22 protein-coding genes are annotated in these 25,199 nt (G+C 73.9%); 6 read left to right on the top strand and 16 right to left on the bottom strand.

What is annotated here, in order from left to right; translation table 11 throughout:
- The gene (locus CLV70_RS26035) at nt 1–1,080 is read left to right on the top strand and encodes an NAD-dependent epimerase/dehydratase family protein (RefSeq protein WP_106129215.1); all 1,080 of its coding nucleotides are present in this window, start codon (nt 1–3) and stop codon (nt 1,078–1,080) included.
- Here CLV70_RS26035 and CLV70_RS26030 read toward each other — a convergent pair.
- The 7 genes from CLV70_RS26030 to CLV70_RS26000 all read right to left on the bottom strand — a co-directional run bounded on the left by CLV70_RS26030 (nt 1,077) and on the right by CLV70_RS26000 (nt 6,714).
- Nucleotides 1,077–1,718 carry a GntR family transcriptional regulator gene (locus CLV70_RS26030; protein ID WP_106129214.1) on the bottom strand — a complete coding sequence of 214 codons (642 nt, stop codon included), beginning with the start codon at nt 1,716–1,718 and terminating at the stop codon, nt 1,077–1,079. The two genes, CLV70_RS26035 and CLV70_RS26030, sit on opposite strands and share 4 nt — an antisense overlap.
- Nucleotides 1,719–1,749: 31 nt before the next feature.
- Nucleotides 1,750–2,598 carry a 5-oxoprolinase subunit C family protein gene (locus CLV70_RS26025; protein WP_106129213.1) on the bottom strand — a complete coding sequence of 283 codons (849 nt, stop codon included), beginning with the start codon at nt 2,596–2,598 and terminating at the stop codon, nt 1,750–1,752.
- The gene (locus tag CLV70_RS26020; RefSeq protein ID WP_106129212.1) at nt 2,598–3,212 is read right to left on the bottom strand and encodes a 5-oxoprolinase subunit B family protein; all 615 of its coding nucleotides are present in this window, start codon (nt 3,210–3,212) and stop codon (nt 2,598–2,600) included. Before CLV70_RS26020 ends, CLV70_RS26025 begins: the two co-directional genes overlap by 1 nt.
- Nucleotides 3,209–3,976 carry a putative hydro-lyase gene (locus CLV70_RS26015; protein ID WP_106129211.1) on the bottom strand — a complete coding sequence of 256 codons (768 nt, stop codon included), beginning with the start codon at nt 3,974–3,976 and terminating at the stop codon, nt 3,209–3,211. Before CLV70_RS26015 ends, CLV70_RS26020 begins: the two co-directional genes overlap by 4 nt.
- Nucleotides 3,973–4,734, bottom strand: coding sequence for a LamB/YcsF family protein (locus CLV70_RS26010; RefSeq protein ID WP_106129210.1), 762 nt, complete (start codon nt 4,732–4,734; stop codon nt 3,973–3,975). Before CLV70_RS26010 ends, CLV70_RS26015 begins: the two co-directional genes overlap by 4 nt.
- A 16-nt stretch (nt 4,735–4,750) precedes the next feature.
- The gene (locus CLV70_RS26005; protein WP_106129287.1) at nt 4,751–5,974 is read right to left on the bottom strand and encodes an NRAMP family divalent metal transporter; all 1,224 of its coding nucleotides are present in this window, start codon (nt 5,972–5,974) and stop codon (nt 4,751–4,753) included.
- A 92-nt stretch (nt 5,975–6,066) separates the two neighbouring features.
- Entirely contained in the window at nt 6,067–6,714 is a 648-nt protein-coding gene (locus CLV70_RS26000) for a class I SAM-dependent methyltransferase (RefSeq protein ID WP_106129209.1), read from the bottom strand.
- A gap of 80 nt (nt 6,715–6,794) precedes the next feature.
- Between CLV70_RS26000 and CLV70_RS25995 the strand changes: the two genes are divergently transcribed.
- Nucleotides 6,795–9,869 (top strand): EAL domain-containing protein, encoded by a 3,075-nt coding sequence (locus CLV70_RS25995; RefSeq protein WP_106129208.1) that lies wholly within the window; start codon nt 6,795–6,797, stop codon nt 9,867–9,869.
- Here the strand turns inward: CLV70_RS25995 and CLV70_RS25990 are convergent.
- The gene (locus CLV70_RS25990) at nt 9,832–10,779 is read right to left on the bottom strand and encodes a DMT family transporter (RefSeq protein ID WP_106129207.1); all 948 of its coding nucleotides are present in this window, start codon (nt 10,777–10,779) and stop codon (nt 9,832–9,834) included. The two genes, CLV70_RS25995 and CLV70_RS25990, sit on opposite strands and share 38 nt — an antisense overlap.
- On the opposite strand from CLV70_RS25990, the gene CLV70_RS25985 reads away from it, so the two are divergent.
- The 4 genes from CLV70_RS25985 to CLV70_RS25970 are packed head-to-tail and all read left to right on the top strand — an operon-like array spanning nt 10,778 to nt 14,639.
- A complete protein-coding gene (locus CLV70_RS25985; RefSeq protein ID WP_106129206.1) occupies nt 10,778–12,184 on the top strand; it encodes an aminotransferase-like domain-containing protein in 1,407 nt (468 codons plus the stop codon). The genes CLV70_RS25990 and CLV70_RS25985 overlap by 2 nt on opposite strands.
- Before the next feature lie 22 nt (nt 12,185–12,206).
- Complete coding sequence (locus CLV70_RS25980; RefSeq protein ID WP_425440224.1) at nt 12,207–13,124, top strand: DNA-3-methyladenine glycosylase family protein; 918 nt, start codon at nt 12,207–12,209, stop codon at nt 13,122–13,124.
- 27 nt (nt 13,125–13,151) lie between these two features.
- Nucleotides 13,152–13,904, top strand: coding sequence for an ROK family protein (locus CLV70_RS25975; protein ID WP_106129205.1), 753 nt, complete (start codon nt 13,152–13,154; stop codon nt 13,902–13,904).
- Between the two features lie 3 nt (nt 13,905–13,907).
- The gene (locus tag CLV70_RS25970) at nt 13,908–14,639 is read left to right on the top strand and encodes an HAD family hydrolase (RefSeq protein WP_106129204.1); all 732 of its coding nucleotides are present in this window, start codon (nt 13,908–13,910) and stop codon (nt 14,637–14,639) included.
- A 317-nt stretch (nt 14,640–14,956) separates the two neighbouring features.
- Here CLV70_RS25970 and CLV70_RS25965 read toward each other — a convergent pair whose 3' ends face one another.
- The 8 genes from CLV70_RS25965 to CLV70_RS25930 form a co-directional block, all read right to left on the bottom strand.
- Nucleotides 14,957–16,216 (bottom strand): Pecanex-like protein 1, encoded by a 1,260-nt coding sequence (locus tag CLV70_RS25965; protein WP_245908461.1) that lies wholly within the window; start codon nt 16,214–16,216, stop codon nt 14,957–14,959.
- 100 nt (nt 16,217–16,316) lie between these two features.
- Nucleotides 16,317–17,102: a DUF4142 domain-containing protein gene (locus CLV70_RS25960; protein ID WP_106129203.1), complete on the bottom strand. Its 786-nt coding sequence runs from the start codon at nt 17,100–17,102 to the stop codon at nt 16,317–16,319.
- Nucleotides 17,103–17,268: 166 nt separating this feature from the next.
- Nucleotides 17,269–17,967, bottom strand: a complete 699-nt coding sequence (locus tag CLV70_RS25955) for a COG4315 family predicted lipoprotein (protein WP_342750412.1) — start codon at nt 17,965–17,967, stop codon at nt 17,269–17,271.
- A 271-nt stretch (nt 17,968–18,238) separates the two neighbouring features.
- Nucleotides 18,239–19,012, bottom strand: a complete 774-nt coding sequence (locus CLV70_RS25950; protein ID WP_106129201.1) for an anti-sigma factor family protein — start codon at nt 19,010–19,012, stop codon at nt 18,239–18,241.
- Entirely contained in the window at nt 19,012–19,689 is a 678-nt protein-coding gene (locus CLV70_RS25945; protein WP_211303882.1) for a sigma-70 family RNA polymerase sigma factor, read from the bottom strand. Before CLV70_RS25945 ends, CLV70_RS25950 begins: the two co-directional genes overlap by 1 nt.
- Nucleotides 19,690–20,510: 821 nt before the next feature.
- Nucleotides 20,511–21,482, bottom strand: coding sequence for a hypothetical protein (locus CLV70_RS25940; protein ID WP_211303881.1), 972 nt, complete (start codon nt 21,480–21,482; stop codon nt 20,511–20,513).
- A gap of 28 nt (nt 21,483–21,510) precedes the next feature.
- Entirely contained in the window at nt 21,511–24,045 is a 2,535-nt protein-coding gene (locus CLV70_RS25935) for an AAA family ATPase (protein WP_106129199.1), read from the bottom strand.
- Nucleotides 24,042–25,193: an exonuclease SbcCD subunit D gene (locus tag CLV70_RS25930; RefSeq protein ID WP_106129198.1), complete on the bottom strand. Its 1,152-nt coding sequence runs from the start codon at nt 25,191–25,193 to the stop codon at nt 24,042–24,044. The genes CLV70_RS25935 and CLV70_RS25930 overlap by 4 nt, the downstream gene beginning before the upstream one ends.
- Between the last annotated feature and the right edge of the window lie 6 nt (nt 25,194–25,199).

The following is a 25,199-nucleotide window of genomic DNA, read 5'->3' as shown; positions in this document are numbered from 1 at the left end:
ATGCGAGTGGTGATCGTCGGAGCTACCGGTAACGCCGGCACGGCCCTGCTGCGCCGGCTGCGCAACGAGCCCGGGATGGACCTGGCCGGGGTGGTCCGGCGGCTGCCCGGCACCGCCGCCGCCCCGTACGACGCGGTCGAGTGGCACTCCTGCGACATCGGGGACGCGGACGCCGCCGGTCGGCTGGCCGAGGTGTTCCGCGGCGCGGACGCGGTCGTGCATCTCGCCTGGCAGATCCAGCCGAGCCACGACCAGCGCCGGCTCCACCGGACCAACGTGCTCGGCAGCCGCGCCGTCGTCGAGGGGGTGCTGCGCGCGGGCGTGCCGTCGCTGGTCCACGCCTCCTCCGTGGGGGCGTACTCGCCCGGCCCCAAGAATGCGTACGTCACGGAGGCGTACCCGAGAAAAGGGGTGAAGGGTTCGTCCTACAGCCGGCACAAGGCGATCGTGGAGGCGATGCTCGACCGGGTCGAGGCGGACCACCCGGCGCTGCGGATCGTCCGGCTGCGCCCGGGGCTGATCTTCCAGCGGGACGTCGGGACCGAGATCGGGCGCTACTTCGCCGGACCGCTGCTCCCCGCCCGCCTGCTCCGGTACGGCCGCATCCCGCTCGTGCCGTCCCACCCGGGGCTGCGGGTGCAGGCGGTGCACGCGGACGACGTGGCCGACGCGTTCGCGCGGGCGCTGCTGGCCGACGTACGCGGCGCGTTCAACGTGGCGGCGGGGCCGGTGCTCGACCCGTCGGTGGCCGCGCGCGTCTTCCACGGGCGGGAGGTGCCCGTACCCGGGTTCGCGCTGCGGGGCGCCGCCGGCCTGAGCTGGCGGCTGCACCTGCAACCGGTGGACGTGGGCTGGGTGAGGCTGGGCCTCAAGGCGCCGCTGATGTCCTGCGACCGGATCGCGGCGGAGCTCGGGTGGCGCCCGCTCTCCGACGCGGTGCACTCGCTGAAGGAGCTGGTCGCGGGCATGGCGGACCGGGCGCACACGGACAGCCCGCCGCTGTCCGGGCGCGCCGACCTGCCGGGCCGGATGGGCGGGGTGCTGCGCGGACGACTCCCCGGCACCGGCAACCCGTATTAGGGCAGGTTCCCCAGCACCACGCGTTCCGAGGTCAGCAGGTAGTCGCGGAGCATCTCGGCCGCGCGGGCCGCCTCGCCCGCCTCGTACGCGGCGGCGATGTCGTCGTTCATCGCCACGAACGGCCGGTGCAGGGATTCGAGGTCGGGCGCCGCCCCGAACGCCAGGCGCAGCTCGGCCGTCAGCTGCCGCATCCAGGTGTCCAGGCGGGGGCTGCCGGCGAGCGCCACGATCTGCTCGTGGAAGTGCATGTTCGCCGTGCCGACCCCGCGCCAGTCGGCGGCCTCGATGGCCCGGCGGGCGTCGGTGACCGCGGCGCGCAGACCGCCGGCGCGCGGCGGGTCGGTCGGGGCCTGCGCGAGGGCGGAACATTCGAGCAGCACCCGTACGCGGTAGATGTCGGCGATCTGCGCCGGGCTGAGCGTGGCGACGAAGACGCCGCGGTGCGGCCGGCGCACCAGCAGCCCCTCCTCGATGAGCGTGGAGAAGGCCTCACGGAGGGTGTTGCGGGAGACGCCGAGCGGGCCGGTCAGCGAGCCCTCGGCGAGGCGGGTGCCCGGCGCCAGCTCGCCGTTGATCATCGAGTTGCGCAACTGCTCCACCGCCCGCGCGGCGGACCCCGGCTTCTCCACGGTCGTCACCGTCCCAGTCAACCAGCCCGCCCCGGGCGGGTCATTCGGGGGCGCGGGCGAAGCGGACCGTCGCGCCCGGGCGGAGCTGGGCCGCGCGGTCCGCCGCCGCCGGGGTCAGCACCGCGATCACCGGGTAGCCGCCGGTCACCGGATGGTCGGCCTGGAAGATGATCGGCCGGCCGTCCGGCGGCACCTGCACCGCGCCGCGGACCACGCCCTCGCTGGGCAGCTCCGCCGTGCGGGCCCGGGCCAGCGCCGGGCCGTCGAGGCGCAGCCCCACCGAGTTGCTCGCCGGCGACACGGTGTACGCGGCCCCGAACAGCGTCTCGATCGCCTCCGCGGTGAACCAGTCGTCGCGCGGCCCGAGATCGGCCTCCAGCGGCCCCTCGCCTCCCGGGGCGACCATGGCCTCCACCTCCGGGAAGCCGGCGACCGGGCCGATCGGCAGGGCGTCGCCCGCGGCCGGGCGGGCCGGGCCGACCCCCGCGAGCGCGTCGGTGGAGCGCGAACCCAGCACCGGCGCGACGTCGATCCCGCCGCGGACGGCCAGGTAGCTGCGCAGGCCGCGGCGCGGCATGGTGACCGCCACGGTGGCTCCCGCCGGCACCCGTACCACCTCCTCGACGCCGGTCGCGGTGCCGTCCACCGTCAGCACCGCGTCGGTGCCGGTCAGGGCCAGCACCGCCGGTCCGTCGAAGGAGACCCGCAGGCCGCCCAGGGTGCATTCGAGGACGGCCGCGCCGGGCGAGTTGCCGACCAGGGCGTTGGCTCGCGCGTACGCCGCCCGGTCCACCGCCCCCGACGGCGCCACGCCCTGGTGCGCGTGCCCCGGCCGGCCGGCGTCCTTGAGAACCGTCATCGGGCCCGTACGCAGCACCGTCATCCGCATCACCGCACCGCCTTGAAGATCACGCGTACGCCCGGGACGAGCAGCGCCGGCTCCGGCCGCGTGAGGTCCCACATGGGCTCGGTCGTGCTGCCGATCAGCTGCCAGCCTCCGGGGCTCTCGTTCGGGTACACGCCGGAGAACCGGCCCGCGAGCCCCACCGAGCCGGCCGGGATCCGGGTCCGCGGGGAGCTGCGCCGCGGCACGTCCAGGGTGGGGTCGTCACCGGTCAGGTAGCCGAAGCCCGGCGCGAACCCGGCGAACGCGACGGTCCAGCGGGCCGCGGTGTGCCGGGCCACCACCTCGTCCTCGGTGACGCCCAGGTGCCCGGCCACCTCGGCCAGGTCGGGGCCGTCGTACACCACCGGGATCTCCACGGTGCCGGCGTCCGCGCGCCCGGCACCGCCCGGTTCCAGGGCCGCCGTGGCCGCACGGACCTCGGCCGGGGAGGTGACCGCCGGGTCGAGGCGGATCAGCACCGTCCGGGCGGCGGGCACCAGGTCGACGACGCCGGGCAGCCGGGCGTCGCGCAGGGCCGCGTACAGGGCGAGGGCCGCGTCGAGGTCGTCCACCTCGGCGAGCACCGCCTCCCGGCCGCAGCGCAGGAATCTCGTCATGCCTCGTATTCCGTGTCGGGCACGTCGGTCACGAACATGTGGCCGGGTGCGTGGGTGATCGCGTACGGGACCTTCGACGCCATCACGGCCGCCTGCGGGGTCACGCCGCAGGCCCAGAAGACCGGGAGCTCGCCGTCGCGGAGCTCGACCGGGTCGCCGAAGTCCGGCGCGCCGAGGTCGCCGATGCCCAGCCCGGCCGGGTCGCCGACGTGCACGGGCGCGCCGTGCACCGCCGGGAACCGGCCGCTGATCGTGACCGCGTCGGCGACCCGGTCCGCCGGGACCGGGCGCATCGAGACGACGAGTTCGCCGCGCAACCGCCCGGCCGGACGGCACTGCCGCCCGGTGCGGTACATGGGCACGTTGCTGCCGGCCGAGATGTGCCGCACGTCGATGCCCGCGTCGATCAGGGACGCCTCGAAGCTGAAGCTGCACCCGATGAGGAACGCGACGAGGTCGTCGCGCCACGCGACGGTGGCGTCCGGCACCTCCCCGGCGAGTTCGCCGTCCCGCCAGATGCGGTAGAGCGGCAGGTCGGTGCGCAGGTCGGCGCCGGGGGCGAGGACCGTGGCCGGCGAGCCGGGGTCGCTCACGTCGAGCACCGGGCAGGGCTTCGGGTTGCGCTGGGCGTAGAGCAGCATGTCCCACGCCCAGTCGCGGGGCACGGCGATGAGGTTGGCCTGCGCGACGCCGGGGACGAGCCCGGCGGTGGGCCGGACCAGGCCACGGCGGAACTCGGCGCGCAGGTCGCCCGCGGCGGTCACAGGCCGCTCCCGGCGAAGGCGTTGATCCGTACGCCGGCGGCCACGAGCCCGTCGTGCACGGCCCGGGCCATCCCGACCGCGCCCGGCGAGTCGCCGTGCACGCAGATCGAATCGGCCTCGATCTTGATCGTGGACCCGTCGGCCGCGACCAGGGTCCGGTCGGTGACCAGCCGGACCATCCGCTCCGCGACCTGCGCCGGATCGTCGAGCAGCGCGCCCGGCGACCGCCGCGAGACCAGCGTGCCGTCCGGGTTGTACCCCCGGTCCGCGAACGCCTCCCGGACGGTACGCAGCCCCGCGTCCTCGGCGAGCAGCAGGAACGCCGACCCGGGCAGCCCCAGCACGGGCAGGTCGGGGTCGTACCGCCGGACCGCGTCGACAACCGCGGCGGCCTGCTGCTCGTGGTGCACGATCGTGTTGTAGAGCGCGCCGTGCGGCTTGACGTAGAGCACCCGGTCGCCGGCCGCGCGGGCCAGCCCGTCGAGCGCGCCGATCTGGTAGATCAGATCGGCCACGAGCTCCTCGGGCTCGTAGTCGATGAACCGGCGGCCGAAGCCGGCCAGGTCCCGGTAGCCCACCTGGGCGCCGATCACGACGCCCCGGGCCACCGCCCGCTCGCACGTTTCGAGCAGCGTACGCGGGTCGCCGGCGTGGAATCCGCACGCGATGTTGGCGCTGCTGACGATGTCGAGCATCGCCGCGTCGTCGCCGAGCCGCCAGGTGCCGAAGCCCTCGCCGAGGTCGCTGTTGAGGTCCATGACTCCCCCTCGCCGGTCAGCCGGCCAGATAGTCGAAGATCGTGCGGGCCGAGGTCACGCCCATGTACCAGGTCAGGGCGGCGACGACGGCGCCGAGGGCGAGGAGCCAGCCCGGGTAGGCGTAGCCCCGCAGCAGTTCCCGCCGGCGCCACGCCGCGTACAGCAGGATGGTGAACCCGATGGGCAGGATCAGCCCGTTGAAGCCGCCGGCGAAGACCAGCAGGGCCGACGGCGCCGTGCCGATCAGCAGGTAGATCGCGGTGCTGACGGCGATGAACGCCACCGTCGCCCACGAGCGAGGGCGGCCCGAGGCGAGCGCGGGCGAGTAGGCGTTGAAGAAGGACACGGAGGTGAACGCCGCGCCGACCACCGAGGTGATGGCCGCGGCCCAGAGCACCACCCCGAACGCCCGCCGGCCGAACTCGCCGGCCGCCGACTCGAACGCCTGCGCGGTCGCGTTGCCGCTGGTGTCGAGGACGACGCCGCCGGCCACGACGCCGAGGATGGCCAGGAAGAGCAGGAAGCGCATCAGGCCGGTGACGGCGATGCCGGTGAGGGCGCCGCGGGTGACCTCCCTGACGTGCTCGGGCCCGGTGGTGCCGCTGTCGAGCAGCCGGTGCGCGCCGGAGTAGGTGATGTAGCCGCCGACCGTACCGCCGATGATCGTGGTGATGGCCGCGAAGTCGATGTCGTCCGGCAGGACGGTCTGCCGCAGGGCCTCGCCGACCGGCGGCCCGGAGACGATGCTGACGTACAGGGTCAGCAGGATCATCACCACGCCGAGCACGATGATCAGCCGGTCCATCGCCAGGCCGGCCCGCTTGACGGCGAAGATGATCACCGCGAGCAGGGCGCTGAGCAGGCCGCCGAGCTTCGGGTCGAGGCCCAGCGCGGCGTTGAGGCCCAGCCCGGAACCGGCCACGTTGCCGATGTTGAAGACCAGGCCGCCGAGGATGACGAGGGCCGCGAGCAGGTGGCCGGCGCCCGGGACGACCGCGTTGGCGATCTCGTGGGCCCGCTTGCCGCTGACCGAGATGATGCGCCAGATGTTCATCTGGACGACGAAGTCCACCAGGATCGACACCAGGATGCCGAAGGCGAACGCGGCGCCCAGCTTCGCCGTGAAGGTGGTGGTCTGGGTGATGAAGCCGGGGCCGATGGCGCTGGTGGCCATGAGGAAGATCGCCCCGATGAGGGCGGTCCGGCGGGTGCGGGAACGGGCGGTCGTGTCCGTCGGCATGAGCACTCCTGGATCGGTTCGGTTCGATGGGAGGCACCGTTGACGGTAGGGATTGTTGAACGATCGCACAAGGGTTGTTCAACAATCTGCGATCAGCGACCCGTCTGCACCTGCCACACGCTGGTCCGCCGCACCGGCACGCTCTCCAGGGCCTCGATCACCGGGACGTCGTAGGTCGCGCGCCGGACCATCCCGTCGACCGGCAGATACGCCCGCCCCGGGTCCCCGACCAGCACCAGCGCCCCGCGCCCCGCCGCGCGGCGCAGGAACGGCAGCACCCGCCCCGCCATCTCGCGGCTGTAGAAGACGTCCCCGGCGAGTACCACCGCGGCGTCGTCGTAACCGTCGGCCAGCAGATCGGCCTCCAGCAGCTCCAGGCGTACGCGATTGGCCGCAGCGTTCGCCTCCGCCGCCGCGAGCGAGAAGGGGTCGATGTCGTTGGCGGTCACCGGCCGGGCACCGGCCCGGGCCGCCGCGACCGCCACCAGGCCGGAGCCGGTGGCCAGGTCCAGCACGTGGCGCCCGGCGACCAGCTCGGGCTCGTCCAGCACGTGCCGGGCCAGCGCCTGACCGCCCGCCCACGCGAAGGCCCAGAACGGCGGCGGCTGCTCCGCGCCGCCCTCCTCGGTGCGCTCCCAGAGCTCGATCGGCTCGTCGGCCTGGTGCAGCACCAGCTCCGGCAGGAAGGGTACGGGCGCGAGCCGGGTGTTCGCCCGGACGAAGTCGGCAGAAGTGGACACCCCGCGATTCTGCTCAGTTGACGCCCCTGGAAACCGATCAGGGTCCCAGTGTCGCCGGAGCGCCCGGGAAGGGGAGGAGCATGCCGACACGGCTGGCAACCGCCCTCTTCGGTGCCGCGATGGCAGCCCTCGGCCTCCTGTTCGCCGCCGAGCCCGAGTGGCGCGCCCCGGTACGCCTGATCGCCGGCGTCTGCGCCGTCCTGGCCCTCCAGCTCGGCGTCAGCCGGCACCGACCGGCCCACCGGGGGCCGTGGCAGCTCCTCGGCGCCGCGATAGCGCTGTCGGTGGTGGGCTCGATCGCGCACGGGGCCGGCCCCCGCCTCACCGGCGCGGTGCCCTGGCTGCCCGCGGCGGGCACAGCCGTCCTCCTCGCCTTCTACCCGGTCCTGGCGGCGGCGCTGCTGATGTTCGTCCGGCGCCGTACCGGCGGCCGGCCGGACCGCGGCGGCCTGCTCGACGCGCTCACCCTCACCTGCGGCGTGGCGCTGCTCGCCTGGACGCTGGTGATCGGGCCGCACGTGCGCGACGCCGCCCTCTCCGCCGGCGACCGCGCGATCGCCGTGGCCTTCCCGGTCGGCGGCCTGCTCTGCCTCGGGGTGCTCACCCGCCTGCTCACCTCCGCCGGCCGCCGGCTCACCGCGGCCGGGCTGCTCGCCGCGGGCGTGCTCGCCATGCTGGTGGCCGACGTCGCCATCAACGTGGCCGCGCACCACGACGACCTGACCAACCTGGCCGTCTTCGGCCGCATCCCGCTGTACGCCGGCATCGGGCTGGCCGCCCTGCACCCCTCGATGCCCGAGCTGACCGGCACCGCCGCCCGGCCCGCCGCGGACCTCGGCCGGCTGCGGCTGGTCCTGCTGGCCGTGGCGTCGCTGGTGGCCCCGGCCGTGCTGCTGTTCCAGGTCGGCGTGGACGGGCGGGTGCCGGACCTGGAGGTGATCGCCGCCCTGAGCGCCTGCACGTTCCTGCTGATCCTGGCCCGGACGGCGGGCGTGATGGCGAGTCACCGCCAGGCCATGGCCCGCGAGCGGGGGCTGCGGGAGGCGTCCGCCGCCCTGGTCTCCGCGGCCGACGCGGACGAGGTCGCCGGCGCCGTCCGCGCGGCGGTGGCGCAACTGCTGCCCGCGGACGTGCCACACCGGGTGGTACTGGCGATGGCGTACACCGAACCGGAGCACCCGATCCCGGCCGAGGCCGCGGCCCAGTCGGCCCAGGACCGCGCCGCGGGGACCGCCGCCCGGCTGGTGGCGACCCGCGACCTGGACTGGGCGGTCTCCGTACGCCTGAGCCAGTTCAACACCGTGCTGCGCTGCCCGATGGTGCTGGCCGACCGCCCGACCGGCGACCCGCTCGTCGGCGTCCTGCACGTCGGCGGCCCCACCTGGGCGCTGCTCGGCCTGCAGCGGGCCCTGGAGGTGCTGGCCGGCCAGGTCGCGCTGGCGCTCGAGCGGATCGCGCTGAGCGAGGAGGTCATCCGGCGCAACAGCGAGGCGTACTTCCGGACGCTGGTGCTCAACACCTCGGACGTCATCCTCATCGTCGACGACGAGGACCGGGTCCGGTACGCGAGCCCGTCCGCCGTCCAGGTGCTCGGCGCCGACCCGGTGGGCGCGACCCTGCCGGACGTCATCCACCCCGGCGACCGCCCCCGCCTCGCCGACGTCCTCGCCGCGGTCCGCGCCGGCGAGGTCGCCCCGGAGGGGCTGGACTTCCGGGCGGTCGGGCGCCGGCGTACCGAGGTCATGCTGGAGATGCACTGCCGCGACCTGCGCGCCGACCAGACGGTGGCCGGCCTGGTCGTCACCCTGCGCGACGTCACCGAGCGCCGCCAGCTCGAGCGGGAGCTCACCCACCAGGCCTTCCACGACGCGCTGACCGGGCTCGCCAACCGGGTGCTCTTCGCCGACCGGCTCCGGCACGCCCTGGCCCGCGGCGCCCGGGACGGCTCGGTGGTCGGCGTGCTCTTCATCGACCTCGACGACTTCAAGATCGTCAACGACACGCTCGGCCACGCCGTCGGCGACCAGCTGCTGATCGCCGTGGCCGCGCGGATCGCCGGGGCCCTGCGCGCCGACGACACCGCCGCCCGCATCGGCGGCGACGAGTTCGCGGCGCTGGTCGAGAACGTCCAGGACCCCGGGGCCGTGGAGGAGACCGCCAACCGCATCCTCGCCGCGCTGGCCCGGCCCATCGTCGTCGACGGCGAACCGCTGCAGGCCGTCGCCAGCATCGGCATCACCACCACCCCCGAGGCGGACAACGCCGACGAGCTGCTGCGCCAGGCGGATCTCGCGCTCTACGTCGCCAAGGGGGCCGGCAAGAACCAGTGGCGGCGCTACCAGAGCCACCTGCACGGCGCGATGGTCGAGCGTCTCGAGCTGCGCTCGGCGCTGGACCACGCGGTCAACGAGGGCCACTTCCTGCTCCAGTACCAGCCGATCGTCAGCCTGGTCACCGACGAGGCGGTCGGGTTCGAGGCGCTGGTCCGCTGGCACCACCCGGCCCGCGGGGTCATCGCCCCGGACCAGTTCATCGAGGTCGCCGAGGAGAGCGGGCTGATCGTGCCGATGGGCCGCTGGGTGCTCGACCAGGCCCTGCACACCGTCGCGCAGTGGCGGCGCATCCTGCCGCGCACGCGCCAGCCGTACGTCAGCGTCAACGTGTCGGTCCGCCAGTTCCGCGAGGCCGGCTTCGTCGAGCAGGTACGCGCGTCGCTGGAGTTCGCGGGCGTGCCGCCGCAGGCGCTCATGCTGGAGATCACCGAGACCCTGCTGATGGGCGACGACGAGCACATCTGGTCCGATCTGGAGATCCTGCGCGACCTCGGCGTCCGGATCGCGATCGACGACTTCGGCACCGGCTACTCGTCGCTGGGCTACCTGCGCCAGCGGCCGATCGACGTCCTGAAGATCGACAAGATGTTCATCGACGACATGGTGGCCGACGACCAGCAGTTCGCCCTGGTACGCGGCATCGTCAGCCTCGCCCAGAACCTCAACCTGACCGTGGTGGCCGAGGGCATCGAGGACGCCAACCACCGCGCGATCCTGGCGCAGCTGGGCTGCCCGCTCGGCCAGGGCTACTACTACTCGTCGCCGCTGGACGCCACCGAGGCGCTCACCTGGCTGCGCAATCCTCAGCCGATCGCCGCGTAGCGCCGCGGACCCGGACGGCGCCGCGCGCGAGGGCGACGACGGCGAGGCCACCGGCGACCGTGGCCCCGCCGAGGGGTTCGCGCAGCAGCAGCGTCGCCCAGAGGATGCCGAGGACCGGCTGCACGAGCTGCACCTGGCTGACCAGGGTCATCGGGCCGATCGCCAGGCCGCGGTACCAGGCGAAGAAGCCCAGGTACATGCTGACGACGCTGAGATAGGAGAAGGCGAGCCACTGGCCCGCCGTGCCGGACGGGCGCTCCCCGGCGACGGCGGCGGCCGTGAGCCCGAGCATGAGCGGCGCGGCCAGCAGCAGCGCCCACGAGACGGTCTGCCACGAGCCGAGTTCCCGGGCCAGGAGGCCCCCTTCGGCGTACCCGACGGCGGCGGCCAGCACGGCACCGAAGAGCAGGAGGTCCGCCCGGTGGGGCGCGCCGAGGCCTCCGGTCCGCAGCGCGGCGAACGCCACGACGGCGGCGGCGCCGAGGCCGGCGAACAGCCAGAACGCTGCGGGTACGCGCTCCCGGCCGCGGAGCACGGCCATGGCGGCGGTGGCCGCGGGCAGCAGCCCGACCACCACGGCACCGTGGGCGGCCGGAGCCTGCGTCAGGGCGTACGAGGTGAGCAGCGGGAACCCGGCGACGACCCCGCCGGCCACCACCGCGAGGCGCGCCCACTGGCCCCGGTCCGGCACGACCGGGCGGCTGATCAGCAGGCACCCGGCCGCGAGCGCCGCCGCGACGACCGCCCGGCCCGCCCCGATGAACAGCGGCGACAGGCCGTCGTGCGCGGCGATCCGGGTGAACGGGATGGTGAGGGAGAAGGCGGTGACGCCCAGCAGCCCCCAGCCAAGCCCGGCCCGCTCCGATAGCGGTCCGGCGGATGGAGCGATAGCGCTATCCTGTGCTGTCATGGGTAACGATAGCGCAAGCCGGATCGTCGAGGCGGTCCGCGCCTGGCTCGCCTCCGCACCGCCGGGCGCCCAACTGCCGCCGACGCGCGCCCTGGGGCTCGCGCACGGCGCCGGCCCGGTCACCGTGCAGAAGGCGATCCGGCAGCTGGAGGCGCTGGGCCTGGTCGAGACCCGGCCGGGCATCGGGACCTTCGCCCGTACGGCGCGGCAGCCCCGGCCCGCGGACTACGGGTGGCAGGCCGCCGCGCTCGGCGCCCCGAAGGCGAGACTCTCCGCGCTGTCGTCGACCCAGCGGGCGCCGCAGCCGGACGCCATCGCGCTCCACTCCGGATATCCGGGCCGCGACCTGCTGCCGGAGCGGCTCGTCCGGGCGGCCCTGACCCGGGCGTCGAGGACGGGGGACGCGCTGACCCGGGCCCCCGTCGCCGGGCTGCCCGAGCTGCGCGCCTGGTTCGCGAGCCGGATCGCCGCCGGCGCACCCGCCGGCGCCACCCCGCCGTCCGCCCACGACGTGCTGGTCATCGCCGGCAGCCAGAGCGGGCTCAGCTCGATCTTCCGGGCGGTCGTCGGACCCGGCCGGCCGCTGCTGATCGAGTCGCCGACGTACTGGGGCGCCGTCCAGGCCGCCGACCAGGCCGGCGTCACCCTGGTGCCGGTCCCGAGCGGCGCGCACGGCCCGGACCCGCACGACGTCGAGCGCGCGTTCGCCGCGACGGGGGCCCGCGCCTTCTACGCCCAGCCCACGTTCGCCAACCCCACCGGCGCGCAGTGGCCGGCCGTCACCGGACGGGCGGTCCTCGACGTCGTCCGGGCGCACGGCGCGTTCCTGGTCGAGGACGACTGGGCGCACGACCTCGCCATCGACGCCGACCCCCGCCCCCTGGCGGCCCAGGACGACGACGGCCACGTCATCTACCTCCGGTCGCTCACCAAGAGCGTCTCCCCCGCCCTGCGGGTCGCCGCGGTGATCGCCCGCGGACCGGCCCGGGAACGGATCCTCGCCGACCGCGCGGCGGAGTCCATGTACGTCAGCGGCGTCCTGCAGGCGGCGGCGCTCGACGTCGTCACGCAACCCGGCTGGGCCACCCATCTGCGGGGCCTGCGGCACCAGCTCCGGCTCCGCAGGGACCTGCTGCTCGGCAGCGTGCGGGAGCACGCGCCGGACGTGCACGTCGCGCACGTCCCGGCGGGCGGGCTGAACCTGTGGGCGAGGCTGCCCGACGGCACCGACGTGGACCGGCTCGTCCGCGCGTGCGAGAGCCGCCACCTGCTCGTCGCGCCGGGCGCGGAGTGGTTCCCGGCCGAGCCGTCGGGCCCGTACCTGCGGCTCAACTTCGCGGCCGAGGACCCCGCCCGGTTCGCCGAGGCGGGTGAGCTGCTCGGCGACGCCCTGCGGACCATGTAGCGGCCGGACCGGCCGTCGTATAGTGGCGCGGGTGACGACCACGGTGACCCGCAGGCTGAGGCCACCGGACGGCTACCACTTCTCCGCCACGCTGCGGTCCCTGCTCGTCGTCCGCCACGATCCGTGCGGACGGCTCGCCGACGGTGAGTTCTGGCTCTCCGCGCGTACCCCCGACGGTCCGGCGTCCCTGCACCTCACCCGGGTGGGCGCGGAACTGGCCGCGACCGGGCACGGGCCCGGCGCGCAGTGGATCGTCGCGCGGGCCGACGCGATCGCCGGGCTGCGCGACGAGCTCGGCGACTTCCCGGAGCTCGCCGCGCGTCATCCGCTGATCGCCCGGCTGGCCAGGACCTTCTCGGGGGTACGCTTCCCCGCCACCGGCCGCCTCTTCCACCGTCTGATCCGGGCGGTGCTGGAGCAGAAGGTCACCGGGATCGAGGCGCACCGGGCGTACCGGGCCATGGTGAAGCATTTCGGTGAGCCGGCGCCGGGGCCGGCCGGGCTGCTGCTGCCGCCCGATCCCGCGGCGGTGGCCGCGACGCCGTACTGGACCTTCCATCCGTTCGGGGTGGAGCAGCGCCGGACCCAGGCCCTGCTGCGCTGCGCCGTCGCGGCCACCCGGCTGGAGAGCTGCGCGGACAGCGCCGAGGCGACGCGCCGGCTCACCGCGATCCCGGGCATCGGCGCGTGGACCGCCGCCGAGGTGGTACGCACCACGTACGGCGACCCGGACGCGGTCAGCGTCGGCGACTTCCACATCCCCAACACGGTCGCGTGGGCCCTCGCCGGCGAGCCGCGCGGCACCGACGCGCGGATGCTGGAGCTGCTCGCGCCGTACGCCGGCCACCGCGGCCGGGTCTGCGAACTGCTCGCGGCCGGTGGCATCAGGGCGCCCAAGTTCGGGCCGCGGATGCCGATCCGGTCCTTCGCCCGTTTCTGAGTTCCGGCGAACTGTCACACTGCACGGGTGGCTTTCACGTTGACGATCGACTGCGGTGGCGGCGGCATCAAGGGGTCAGTTCTCGACGAGGCCGGCACGATGCGCGCGCAGCCGCTCCGGGTGCCCACGCCGTACCCGTTGCCCCCGGACCTTTTCGTCAAGACCCTCCTCGGCCTGGGCGAGCGGCTGCCCACCGCCGACCGGGTCACCGTCGGCCTGCCGGGCATGCTGCGCCACGGCGTGGTGGTGGCGACGCCGCACTACGTGACCCGCAGCGGGCCGCGCACGAAGATCGACCCCGAGCTGGTCGACGCGTGGCACGGCTTCGACGCCCGCACCGCGCTGGCCGAGGCGTTCGGACTGCCCACGCTGGTCCTCAACGACGCCGAGGTGCACGGCGCGGGCGTGGTCGCGGGCACCGGCTGCGAGCTGGTCCTCACCCTCGGCACCGGCCTGGGCTGCGCGCTCTTCGACGGCGGCGCGCTGGCCCCGCACCTCGAGATGTCGCAGGCGCCGGTGCGCTGGGGCATGAGCTACGACACCTACATCGGCGAGCACGAGCGGCGCCGGCTCGGCGACGCGCTCTGGTCCCGCCGGGTCCGCAACGTCGTCGACGGTCTGCGCCCGGTCTTCCTGTGGGACCGCCTCTACCTCGGCGGCGGCAACTCGCGGCTGATCACGGCGGCGCAGCTGGCCCGGATGGGCGACGACGTGGTGGTGGTGCCCAACACCGCCGGCATCGTGGGCGGCGTCCGCGCCTGGACCCTGCACACCCGCTGAGCGATGCTGCCCTCCCCCGCGGCCCTGCTCCTCGACTTCGGCGGCGTGCTCGCCGAGGCCGCACGCCACGACCCGGCGCCGCCGGAACTCGTCCTGCGGCTCTACAACCTGACCGACGGCACCCTCTCGCCCGGCGAGATCAACCGGGCCCTGACGGCCGGGTTCGACGCGTACGCCGCCTGGCGTGACCTCGACGAACCGGACGAGCTGACCCACGAGGAGGTGTGGCGCCGCTTCGTCACCCCCGGCTGGCCGCTCCGGGCCCGCGAGGCCGTACGCGTCAACGCCACCCGGCTCAGCTACGACTGGACCTGGCGCCCGACCTGGGCCCTGCGCCCGGGAATCCCGGAGGCGCTGCGCGCGGCGCGGGCGGCCGGCCTGCCGATGGCCGTGGTGAGCAACACCCTCTGCGGGGCCGCCCACCGCGACTTCCTCGCCGGGGCGGGCGTCGGCGGCCTGTTCGCCGCGCAGATCTACAGCGACGAGGCCGGGGTGCGCAAACCCAACCCCGAGATGATCTGGTACGCCACCCGCGCGCTCGGCGTCTCCACCGAGGACTGCTGGTTCGTGGGCGACAGCTATCGGCGGGACGTCGTCTGTGCCCGGCGGGCCGAGACGGCGGCGGCGATCGTGATGCGCTCGCGGCGTACGGCCACCGAGGACGACGGGGAGCACGCCGTACCGGACGTGACCGTGGACGACGGCTTCGGCCTCCGCGACCTGCTCCCGTTCTGACCCCGGGCACACGCTCCGGGCGGGCCGGGCCTGGGCATGCCGATGGCCCTGACCGCGCTCCCGGTCAGGGCCATCGGGGAGGGTGGGCGGACACCCGAGTCGGTCCGCGTCACCCGGTGGCGGAGCTGGTAACCCGGCTCGAGTGGGGTCCGCCTCCTTTCGTCAGCCGATTCCTTGCTCGAGCCGCCTGCCGCGGGTGCCGTCCTCAGGGGGGTGGACGGCGTCCGGGTTCCGATGGGGGGTCCCGGCGGGGCGCGCCATGTCAGAGTGGCGCGGCCCCGCGGGGTCGGTTCCCGGGTTGCGGCAGGGCTCCGTACCTAGTTGTTGTTGCCGTTGCGGCCGCCCTGCTGCTGCTGGCCGCCCTGCTGCTGGCCACCCTGCTGCTGACCGCCCTGCTGGCCACCCTGGTTCTGGTCGCCGCCCTGGTTCTGGTCGCCACCGTTGTTGCCACCGCCGCCGCCGACCTCGATGCGGACCGCGTCGAAGGCCGGGGTCTGGTTGGCGCGCTGCATCATCGGGATGCGGTGCGAGCCGTCACCGGCCCACGAGGCGCACTGAGCGGTGCCCTCGTCCGGCAGCCCGGGAACCTGGATCGTCACGGTGTCGGGGGCGCGGCCACCCTGCTTGTCCTCGGTCGCCACGAAGAACGCCGGCACCGGCGCCGGGTCCGGGGCCTCGTTGGTGCTGTTCAGCATCCGGCAGGCGGTGTGGAAGTGACCGCGGACGATGCCGCCCTGCAGCACCGACGACTCGACGTAGTAGCCGCCCTGGCCGGCCGCGAGGAACCGGTCCCGGATCAGGTTGCGGGTGCTGACCTTCAGCGTGAAGGCCTGGCCCGCCTGCACCTGCTCGGGCGCCTCGGTGATCAGCAGCGACGGGTTGTTCTCCTGCGCGCCGACCTCACCGAACTCGGTGGAGACGCAGCGGTTGCCGTTCTGGAAGCCGTCGTGCGGCGTCAGCTGGCTGGTGTCGCAGCTGTTCGTCAGGATGCCCAGGCCCGCGCCGGGGGGCGGGGTGGCGCCACCGTTGTTGCCGCCGTTGTTGTTCCCGCCGCCGTTGTTGTTCCCGCCGCCGTTCTGGCCGCCACCGTTCTGACCCCCGCCGTTCTGGCCGCCACCGTTCTGGCCCTCGCCCGCGGCGGTGCTGTTCGACGGCGCCGGGCTCGCGCCACCGCCGTTGTTCCCGCCGTTGTTCCCGCCGTTGTTGCCACCCTTGCCGCCGCCGCCCTGGTTGTTGCCGGCGTTCTGCATGACCCACTGGCGGCACCGGGCACGCATCTGCTCGGTCGTCGGCACGTTGCCCGCACCGTCGTCGGCGTGCTGGGTGGTCCGGCCCTTGTTCGTCGTGTACGTACCCTGCCGGGTCTCGGTCGACAGCTTGGACTTCTTCGGGGCCTGGAGGTTGTTACAAGCGGCCAGAGCGCGGTTCGTCGATCGCTTCGTGCTCGCGTCGGACACCTGCGTGACGGTGACGATGCCGCCGAAGGCAACCAGGGTGGCTACCGCGGCGATGATCCGGCGCCGACCGGTGAACCACTTGGAATACTTGGATTCGCGCCGGTACTGCGACCTTCGCATTGCTGACACCTTTCTCTGTCCACACGTGACGGGCGTGGAGCCGCCTGAGGGGTGAAGCTGTACGGCCTGGTCGGCTGGCCAGGTCGGGAACCGTCCGCGGTTATCGCGTCCGGAAGATGCGCATGGTGGTGACCACGCCGGCCACGAGGGCACCGGCGAGAACGAGCAGGATGACGGAGGTGTTGACGCCCGGGACGCCGCTGGAACTGCCGGCCGCGGCCAGCATCGCGTTGTCCACCGGAACCGGACCGCCGGCAGCGGCCGGGGCGGGAGCCGTCGGCAGCTGGCTGTAGTCCAGGATTCCGCTGCTCTCCAGCAGCGTCATGTGCGTCATCACGAACTGGTTGGTGTCCTGAGCCAGCTTCCGCACCGAGTCGTTGCGGGTGCTGGCCCGGATCGTCGCGATCGCCGGGAAGATCTTGCCGTGCGCCGCGCGCAGCCGGTCGATGTAGATCTGATCGAACTGCTGCGGCGTCGGCGCGTTCTTCATCTCGTTCAGCCAGACCTGCTGATCGGTGTTCGGCAGGTTCGGCAGGGCGATGCCCAGTTTCTTGGCGACGGCGATGTCCAGCTTGTCCAGCACGACGTGCTGACCGGAGATCGTCTTGCCGATGTTCTTGATCCGCGGGTCCTTCGACTTCTCCATCGCCATGTTGCCGGCCGGGATCTCCCAGAGGCCGGCGAGCCGGACCTTGATGACGAAGTCCCGGTCGGCCGCCGACACCGGGCCGGCCCCCCTGTCCGTCATGCCGGTGTACGGCGGAACCGGCACCGGCCCGTCCGCCGCCCGGGCCACACCGGCCGGAGCCAGCAGGAAGGCCAGGGTCGTTGCCAGTGCGCCCACCAGCCAGCGCTGCGGCCGGCGAGAAGAGCGGGCGGCAATCATCTTTCACACCTCCGACGACGGTGGGGGAAGCGATTCCGGCGAATGTCTGATCCGCCGGAAACGCTAGGAGCAGCCTTGCGGTGTCGCAATGGAAAATGACGTTCTTAGGGTCGACTTAAAGAGAACTTATGGGCGGGAATTCGGCGTGTCCGCCGGGGATTCGCGCTCAGTAGCTGTAGTCGGACCCGGAGCTGTCGGATTCGGCGTCGCCACCGCCGTCGCCGCCCTTCTCCTTGTCGTCCGCGGGGGGCGCGACGGCCTTCGAGACGGCCGGGAGGCAGGTGAGGTTCTTCTTGCCCTCGGGCGTGACCACGAACCAGGTGCCGGCCACGTTCTGGCCCTTCCACTGGCCCGGCTTCTTGTCACCGATGTAGGTGTAGAGCGGCCACTTGTCGAGGGTCAGCTGCAGCGTGCCGTCCTCGCGCTCGACGGTGCCGACCAGGTCGGAGTCCACGCCCTCGAGCTTCGGCTTCTCACCCTTGTTGATCAGGGCGGGCGGCCAGACCTTGGCGCAGTCGCCCTTGCAGTTCGAGACGACCTCCGGCTTCACCTTGTCCTTGTCGAAGCGGTAGAGGACGAAGCCGTCCTGGTTCTGGACGGTCTCGCCCATCCGCTTCACCTTGGCGGCGCTCAGCTCGCTGGTGACCTCGTCGTCGCTCAGCTCGGGGGCGTCGCCACCCTCGTCGGCGCCGTCGTCGGTCTCCGCACCGGGCGTCGCGCCCGGGGTCGCCGTGGCCTCGGGGCCAGCCGTGGCAGCCACCTCGTTCGCCGCGGGCTGCGCACCGTAGTCGGTGCTGTCGTAGCCTTTGGGGGCGCAACCGGGCAGCGCGAACGCCGCAGCGATCGCGGCGCTTACGACGATCAACTTCCGCTTCTCCGGTACCACGAGAGCCCTCCCAGGTAATTCGTTCGTCTGTCGTGTTCCGCGCTGTAGTACGGGACGACGGGCGCCGAAGGTTGAAGAAAGACGGGACGAAGTTCCCGGAATTTTTATTGAACCCTTCGGCGCCCGCGTACGTGATTAAGCGGCCCCCGGGGCGATGTGACTGCGCTCGGTAATGGCGCCCTGGACGTACGGTGAAAAGCAACGAGCCCGGCCGCCACAATGGCGACCGGGCTCGATGTCGAGCGGTGTGTCAGGGCACGCGGACCAGCGTCTCCGTGGTGCCCTTGGGGTCGATCGACTGCACCTGGATGTGCGCGATGTCGGCGCGGGGCAGCGCGGTGACGGCCTGCAGCAGCAGCGGCTCGGGCTGGGCCGCCGTGCCCCACCCCTTCTCACCCACCGTCCAGGTCGACAGGACCTCGGAGTTGCCGTCCGTGCGCACCGCGACCAGGCGGCAGGTCAGCGGACCCTTGATGTTCGAGACCGCGAAGGAGACCTGGGTGCCCCAGTCCTTCGGCTCGAAGCCCACCGACGCCGAGACGCCGCTGCGGTTGTCGGTGCTGGTGTACGTCTCACCGGCGAGCGGCGTGCCACCGATGCCGCTGCCGCCCTGAGCCAGCGGCAGCGGGTCGAGCTGCTTGCTCGAACGCTGGGCCGGCGGCTGCGGGCCCTGGTCCGGGGCGAGCCACTGGCCGCCGGCGAAGAGCGCGCCGATCGAGAGCATCGCGAAGACGACGACCGCCGCGGCCAGCGAGTAGAGCCGGCGGCTGTTCGCCCGGCGGCGCTCCTGCTTGACCTCGCCGAGCATCTTCTTGAGCACGACACCGTCGCGTCGCGACTGCTCGCTGGCCACCAGCGCGTCCGCGTCCACGTCCGAGAGGATGTCCACCACCGGCAGCAGCGACTCGAGCTCGATGGCGCAGGCCGGGCAGTCGATCAGATGGTCCTCGAAGCGGGCGGCGTCGCGCTCGTCGAGCACGCCCAGGGCGTACGCGGCGACGTCGAAGTGCTGTTCCTGCGTCATTACTCTGTCACCCCCCGCTGCTGCAGGGCCGTACGCAGGGCCCGCAGGGCGTAGTACACACGCGACTTGGCGGTGCCCAGCGGCAGGCCGAGCACCTCCGCCGCCTCCGGAACGGTCCGGCCGCGGAAGTACGTCTCCACGAGGATCTCCCGGTGCGACTGGCTAAGAGTACGCAGGGCGTCCGTGACCGTCATCAGCTGGAGGACCCGGTCCGTGTCGTCGGCCGTACTGGGGAAGCTCTCGAGCTCCCGGTCGTACGTCTCCGGCGGGCGGGCGCTGGTGCTGCGGTGGTCGTCGATCGCGATCCGCCGGGCCACCGTGACCAGCCACGGCCGCAGCGACTGCTGGCCCTGGGCGCCGAGGCGGTGCGCGTTGCGCCACGCCCTCAGCAGCGTCTCCTGGACGATGTCCTCGGCGCGCTGCCGGTCCCCGCCGGTGAGGCGGAGGACGAACATCAGCAGCGGTCCCGCGTGCTCCTCGTAGAGCATCCGGACGAGGGTGTCCTCGTGACTCGCGGTCGCGGACCCTGCCTCGTGGCGGGCCTGCCGCGGCATCACAGCGTCATCATTGTCCGCACTACGGCCTCCGTCGAGAGCCTGCCACCGGCCTCCGGAACGCTGCTGCGTCATGACGCGCACCCCATCCGGCGTGAGCCGCTCCATGACCATCGCATGCATCGATTCCTCCTGCCGGTGCTTTCCCCGTCGCCTGTCATACGGGCGGGGTGCCCCGCCGGGATCAAAGCGAGCGGGAAAATTTCCCGACCCGGGGCAGGAGGGGGAGCATCGACGCGCAGTCGCAAGAGGTTCCTCCGGTTCCAAGCGCGTTGGGGCACGCCCGGCCGCCCGCGGGAACGCGGGGGCCGCAGCGCGCGTGGGGGGCGCAACATTCATCCATAGGCACCGATACGGGCCAGGGGGCACGCGAATAATACTCAGCAAGTCGGTCCCGTCGACAGACGCGCAGTGCGCATCCCACACGCTCGGCGGATGTCGAATCAGCACCGCGTCATGAGGCCTTCACCCAGAGTCGCAAAACCCCCATCTCGGGTACGCGTTGAGTAGCGTGACGGCAACGGTGAGCAGGTCCGCCAGGAACCGCCGAAAGGTACTAACCGGTCAACCGCCACCGCCCGCCCCGGCCGCGAGCCGGCCCGGACGGCCGCCGCCAACCCTGGTGGCCACCGTCGGCTTGGCCGGCCCGGACGGCCGCCGCTGACCGGCCCGGCACTGCCCGAGCCGGCCACCGCTGGCCGCGCCGCCTGGCTGGCCGCCCCACCTGGGTGACCGCGCCGCCCCACTGACCGCGCCGCCCCACTGACCGCGCCGCCCCACTGACCGCGCCGCCTGGGTGACCGCGCCGGCTGGCTGACCGCCGTGGGCAGGGGTGGCCGTGCCCGGCGGGCGACCGCCGCCGGCCCGGGCGGCGGGGACCCTGTCGGGTGGCCGCGGGCCGGGCGGCGTTCGGGCGGCGGCGGGCGGTCAGCGGGTGTGGGCGGTCAGCGGGTGTGGGCGGTTGCCAGGGTGAGGGCGCGGTGCAGCACCCGTGCGTCGCCGAGCAGGCCCCGCAGCCGCCGTTCCAGGCCCGCGATCGGCACCAGGTTCTGCGGGGCGCGGGGGTCCTTGTAGGCCGACGAGGCGAAGCGCGGCAGGGTCGCCCCCGACACCTCGGCGAGCTCGATGGCCTCCTCGGGCGTCAGGTCGGGCGAGCACTCCACCCGGACAATTCCCGACCAGGGCGCGCCCGAGCCGCCGGGCAGGCGCAGATACCAGGACCAGCCGCCCCAGACCGTACCGAGGGCGAAGACCGGGGTCCGCTGGCCGGGGCGCAACGCGGTGACCACCCGGGCCAGCTGGGCCGGGAGGTACTGCTTCTGCTGCGTCTTCACATAGCCGATCGTGCGCGGGAGCTGGCGGCGGTTGCGCAACGGGCCGTCGACGACGAGCAGGTCGGCGCCGTCCGAGCCGTGGTTGCGCGCCTCGCCCGAGATGTCGATCTCCAGCGCGGTGAGCGGGGCCTGGACAGCGGCGGGCAGCTTGCTCGCCTCGCCGGTGCCGCTGACCCGGTGCACCTCGTACCGCACCGAGCCGGCCTGGACGTCCCCGGCCGAGGGGCTCGCCGTGAACAGCCCGCGTCCGACGCGCGCGCCGGCCAGCTCCGCCACTCCCCGGCGCAGGTCGCAGCGGACCACGCCGGCCGCGTACGAGGCAGCCAGCCCGGCGTACGACTGGCCGTCCTCCTCGGCGGTCCACAGGCCGGCGTCGTTGCGGCGCACCCCGTCCACCAGGAAGACCACGTCGGGGCAGCGCACCCCGGCGGCCACGTCGATCGGCGCCCACTGCGCGGCGGGCACCTCGACGTCCGTGTCGACCTGGGCACTGCTCGGCGAGGCCGGCCCGTCGGAGGCGTCCCCGCCCTCGAACGAGGCCCCGTACGCCGGATCCCAGGCGTCGACGAACATCCGCGTCACAGACCCACCCCCTCCACGCGAGCCCCCGTCACAGGCCGACCCTCTCCACGTGCGCCGTACGGGCGTCCTTGTGCACCTCGAAGCGCACCGGGACGCGCTCGGCCAGCGCGTTCACGTGGGTGACCACCCCGACCATGCGGTCGCCGCGGGCGGCGAGGTTCTCCAGCGTCGCCGCGACCACGTCCAGCGTCGCCGCGTCGAGGGTGCCGAAGCCCTCGTCGAGCACGATCGACTCGAGGCTGGCGGCGGTGGTCGACATGCCGGCCAGCTGCTCGGACAGGGCCAGCGCCAGCGCCAGCGAGGCCTGGAACGTCTCGCCGCCGGAGAGCGTGCGGACGGCCCGGCGCAGGCCGGCGTCGTGGTGGTCGATGACGAAGAACTCGCCCTTGTCGTGCATCAGGTCGTACTGGCCGCCGGTCAGCTCCCGCAGGATCCGGGAGGCGCCGTCGACCAGCAGGTCCAGGGCCTCCTCCAGGAGCCAGCGCTCGAAGTTGTTGGCGCGCAGGTGCCCGGCGAGGGACTTGGCCACGCGACCGTCGCGCACCAGGGCCGCGCGCTGCTCCGCGTACACCCGGGCCTCCTCGCGCCGGTCCGCGAGCCGCTGCCAGGCCGCCTCGGCCCGCTCCGCCGCCACCGCCGCCGCCCGGATGAGGTCGGCGTCGGCGGCGGGATCCTGACCGCCCCCGGCCGGCCGGGGGCCGGCGTCCGCGGCCCCGGCCGGGGCCGGCAGGCCGTGACCGGTGAAGAGCTCAGCAACCTCCGCGCGGAGCTGCCGCGTCTGCGCCTGGGCCGCCTCGACCGCAGCGGTCGCCGCCTCCCGGTCGGCCTCCCGCCGCCGCGCTGACTCCCCGGCCCACTCGACCAGGGCCGACCAGGCTCCCGCGAGGTCGTCCCGGTCGGCCGGCGGCGGCCCGAACCGGGCCACCGCGTCGCGGACCGCGTCGAACGAGCGCCACGCCGTGCGCTGCTGCTCCTCGGCGGTGGTGACCGCGGCCTGGGCCTTGCGCTGGGCCTCGCGGGCGGAACGCACCTCCGCGCCGGCCTCGTCGAGCCTGCGCTGGAGGCGGGTCAGCTCGGCGAGGCGGGTGCGCAGCGCCTCCACGCCCGGCGACTCGGCGAGCCCCGCCTTGACCTCGGCCAGCCGCGACCGGTGCTGCTCGTACTGGGCGCGCTTGCGGTCGAGGCCGCGCTCCAGCTCGCGGGCGACGGCGTCGCGCTGCTTCCACGCCGTCGACGCCACGTCGGCCGCGGCCCGGGCAGCCTTGCCCTGACGCTCGGCGGCCTGCACCGCCGAGCCCTCCGGCATCGGCGGCACGGCGGTCACCCGCTGCTCGCAGACCGGGCACTCGTGCCCGGCGGTCAGGTGGGCGCGCAGCGCGGCGGCCCGGTCGACGGTCTGCGCCTCGGCGTAGTCCAGGCGGGCCTGCTCCAGGAGCTGCTCGGCGCCGAGGTGCGCCGCCTTGGCCAGCTCGGCGGCGGCGACGGCGTCCTTGTACTCGACCTCGGCGACCGAGACCTCGCCCGCGAACCACTCCGCCTGGCCGGTCAGCCGGTCGTACTCGGTGTGCCGGTCGAGGAGCAGCCCGAGCGAGCCCGCGTCGCCGGCCGCCGCCAGCTCACCGCGTACCTTCTCCTCGCGTTCCTCCGCGGTGCGCACGCCGGTGGTCGCCTCGGTGAGCCCGGCCCGCGCGGCGGCCGCGGCCTCGGCGATCCGGGCGCTGCCGGCCGGCGCCCGCACCCGGGCGAGCGCGGTGAGCTCCTCGGCGACGGCGTCGCGGGCGGCGGCCAGCTCGGCCTCGCGCTCCCGGGCGGCCCGCAACCGCGGCATGGCCGCCTCGACCTGCGTGGTGAGCTCGCGCATCGCGGCGAGCCGGGCGGCCGCGGCGTCGACCGCCTCGTCGTCGGCGTCGGCGAGCCCAGACAACGCCTGATCCACGACCGCGAGCTGGGCCTCCGCCTTCGTGGCGCGGGTGGAGGCGCGGGCCTGCACCTCCTCGTACACGTGCAGGCCGAGCAGGTTGACCAGGATCTGCTGGCGGGTCGCGGGCTTGGCGTGCAGGAAGTCCGCGAACTGACCCTGCGGCAGCACGACGCAGCTGGTGAACTGCTCGTACGGCAGCCCGACCGCGTCCACCACCGCCCGGTCCATCTCGGCCGGGGTGCCGGCCAGCACGTCGCCGAGGTCGTCGAGGCTCATCCCGGTGTCGAGCCGGGTGACGTCGAAGCCGGGCGGCATGAGCTGCAGGCCGGCGCCCGCCGTCTTCACGTTGCCGCGGCCGTCGCGGCGCACCACCCGGGTCGCGACGTAGCGGGAGCCGGCCGATTCGAAGACCAGCCGCACCCGGGCCTCGGTGGCCGACGGTGCGAGCGCGTTGCCGATGCCGCGGCTGCCGCCCCACCGGGGCACGGTGCCGTACAGGGCGAAGCAGATGCCGTCGAGCACGGTGGACTTGCCGGAGCCGGTCGGGCCGACCAGGGCGAAGTAGTCGGCGTCGGTGAAGTCCACGGTGGTCTCGTCGCGGAACACCGTGAAGCCGGCCATGTCGAGCCGCAGAGGCCTCATTGCTGGGTGCTCACCTCGTCATACAGCTGGTCGAAGAGTTCACGGACGCCTTCCTCGGCGTTCCCGCGGCTGTCCAGGTAGTCGCCGAAGAGCTGGCGCGGTGAACGGCCGGCGCGCTGGGCCATCCGCTCCCCCGCCTTGTCCGGCACCATGTCCGGGTCGATGCGCACCTCGAGGGCGTTGGGCAACAGCTCCTGCACGTCCTCGCGCAGCCCCACCCGCGGCGTCTCCCGCACGTAGACCCGCAACCACGCGTCCGGAAGGTTCACCGTGGCGAGCTGGTCGAGGCTGCCGCGCACCGTACGCAGGCTCCGGGCGGAGGTCACCGGCACGTCGCGCGTCCGGGCGGCCTTGTCGACGGAGACGTCCACGATCGCCACCGAGCAGACGTTCTCCTCCTCGCCGAAGTCGACCGCGAGCGGGCTGCCGCTGTAACGCACCGGGCAGGGGCCGATGACCCGCTGTGAACGGTGCAGGTGTCCGAGCGCCACGTAGTGCGCGTTGGACGGGAACACGGTGGCCGGGACGGCGTAACCCATCACGGTGTGTGCCTCCCGCTCGCCGCCGCCGGAGCTGGCGCCGACGACCGTCAGGTGCGCGGTGAGCAGGTTGACCACGCCGGGCTCGGCGAAGCCCTCGGCGAGCCGGCCGATCAGGCGGGCGACGTGGTCGGCGTACGTCTGGGTGGCCTCGGCGGCGGTCAGCTCGTACATCTCCACGGCCCGGACCGCGAAGCGCTGGGACAGGAACGGCAGGGCAGCGAGCTGCCAGCGCTCCCCGGCGGCCGTCTCACCCTTGATGATCAGGTCGTCGGGCTTGTCGCGTACGGACCCGCGCAGCTCGATGCCCGCGGCGTCGGCCCACGGCCGCAGCGCGTCCAGCGCCTGCCCGTTGTCGTGGTTGCCGCCGATCGCCACCACCCGGGCGCCGGTCTGCCGCAGCGCGGACAGGGCGCGGGTCACCACCCGGGTCGCGTCCGGCGAGGGCGCGGCGGTGTCGTACAGGTCACCGGCCACGATCACCAGATCGGGCTGCTCGGCGCGGGCGACCTCGACGACCTGGCCCAGCACGCGGATGTGCTCCTCGTGCCGGCTGCGTCCCTTGAGGACCTTCCCGACGTGCCAATCGGACGTGTGCAGGATGCGCATCGCAGA

It is taken from the genome of Pseudosporangium ferrugineum (assembly GCF_003002065.1).
Taxonomy (GTDB): domain Bacteria; phylum Actinomycetota; class Actinomycetes; order Mycobacteriales; family Micromonosporaceae; genus Actinoplanes; species Actinoplanes ferrugineus_A.
This window is presented reverse-complemented; position numbering and strand designations above follow the sequence as displayed.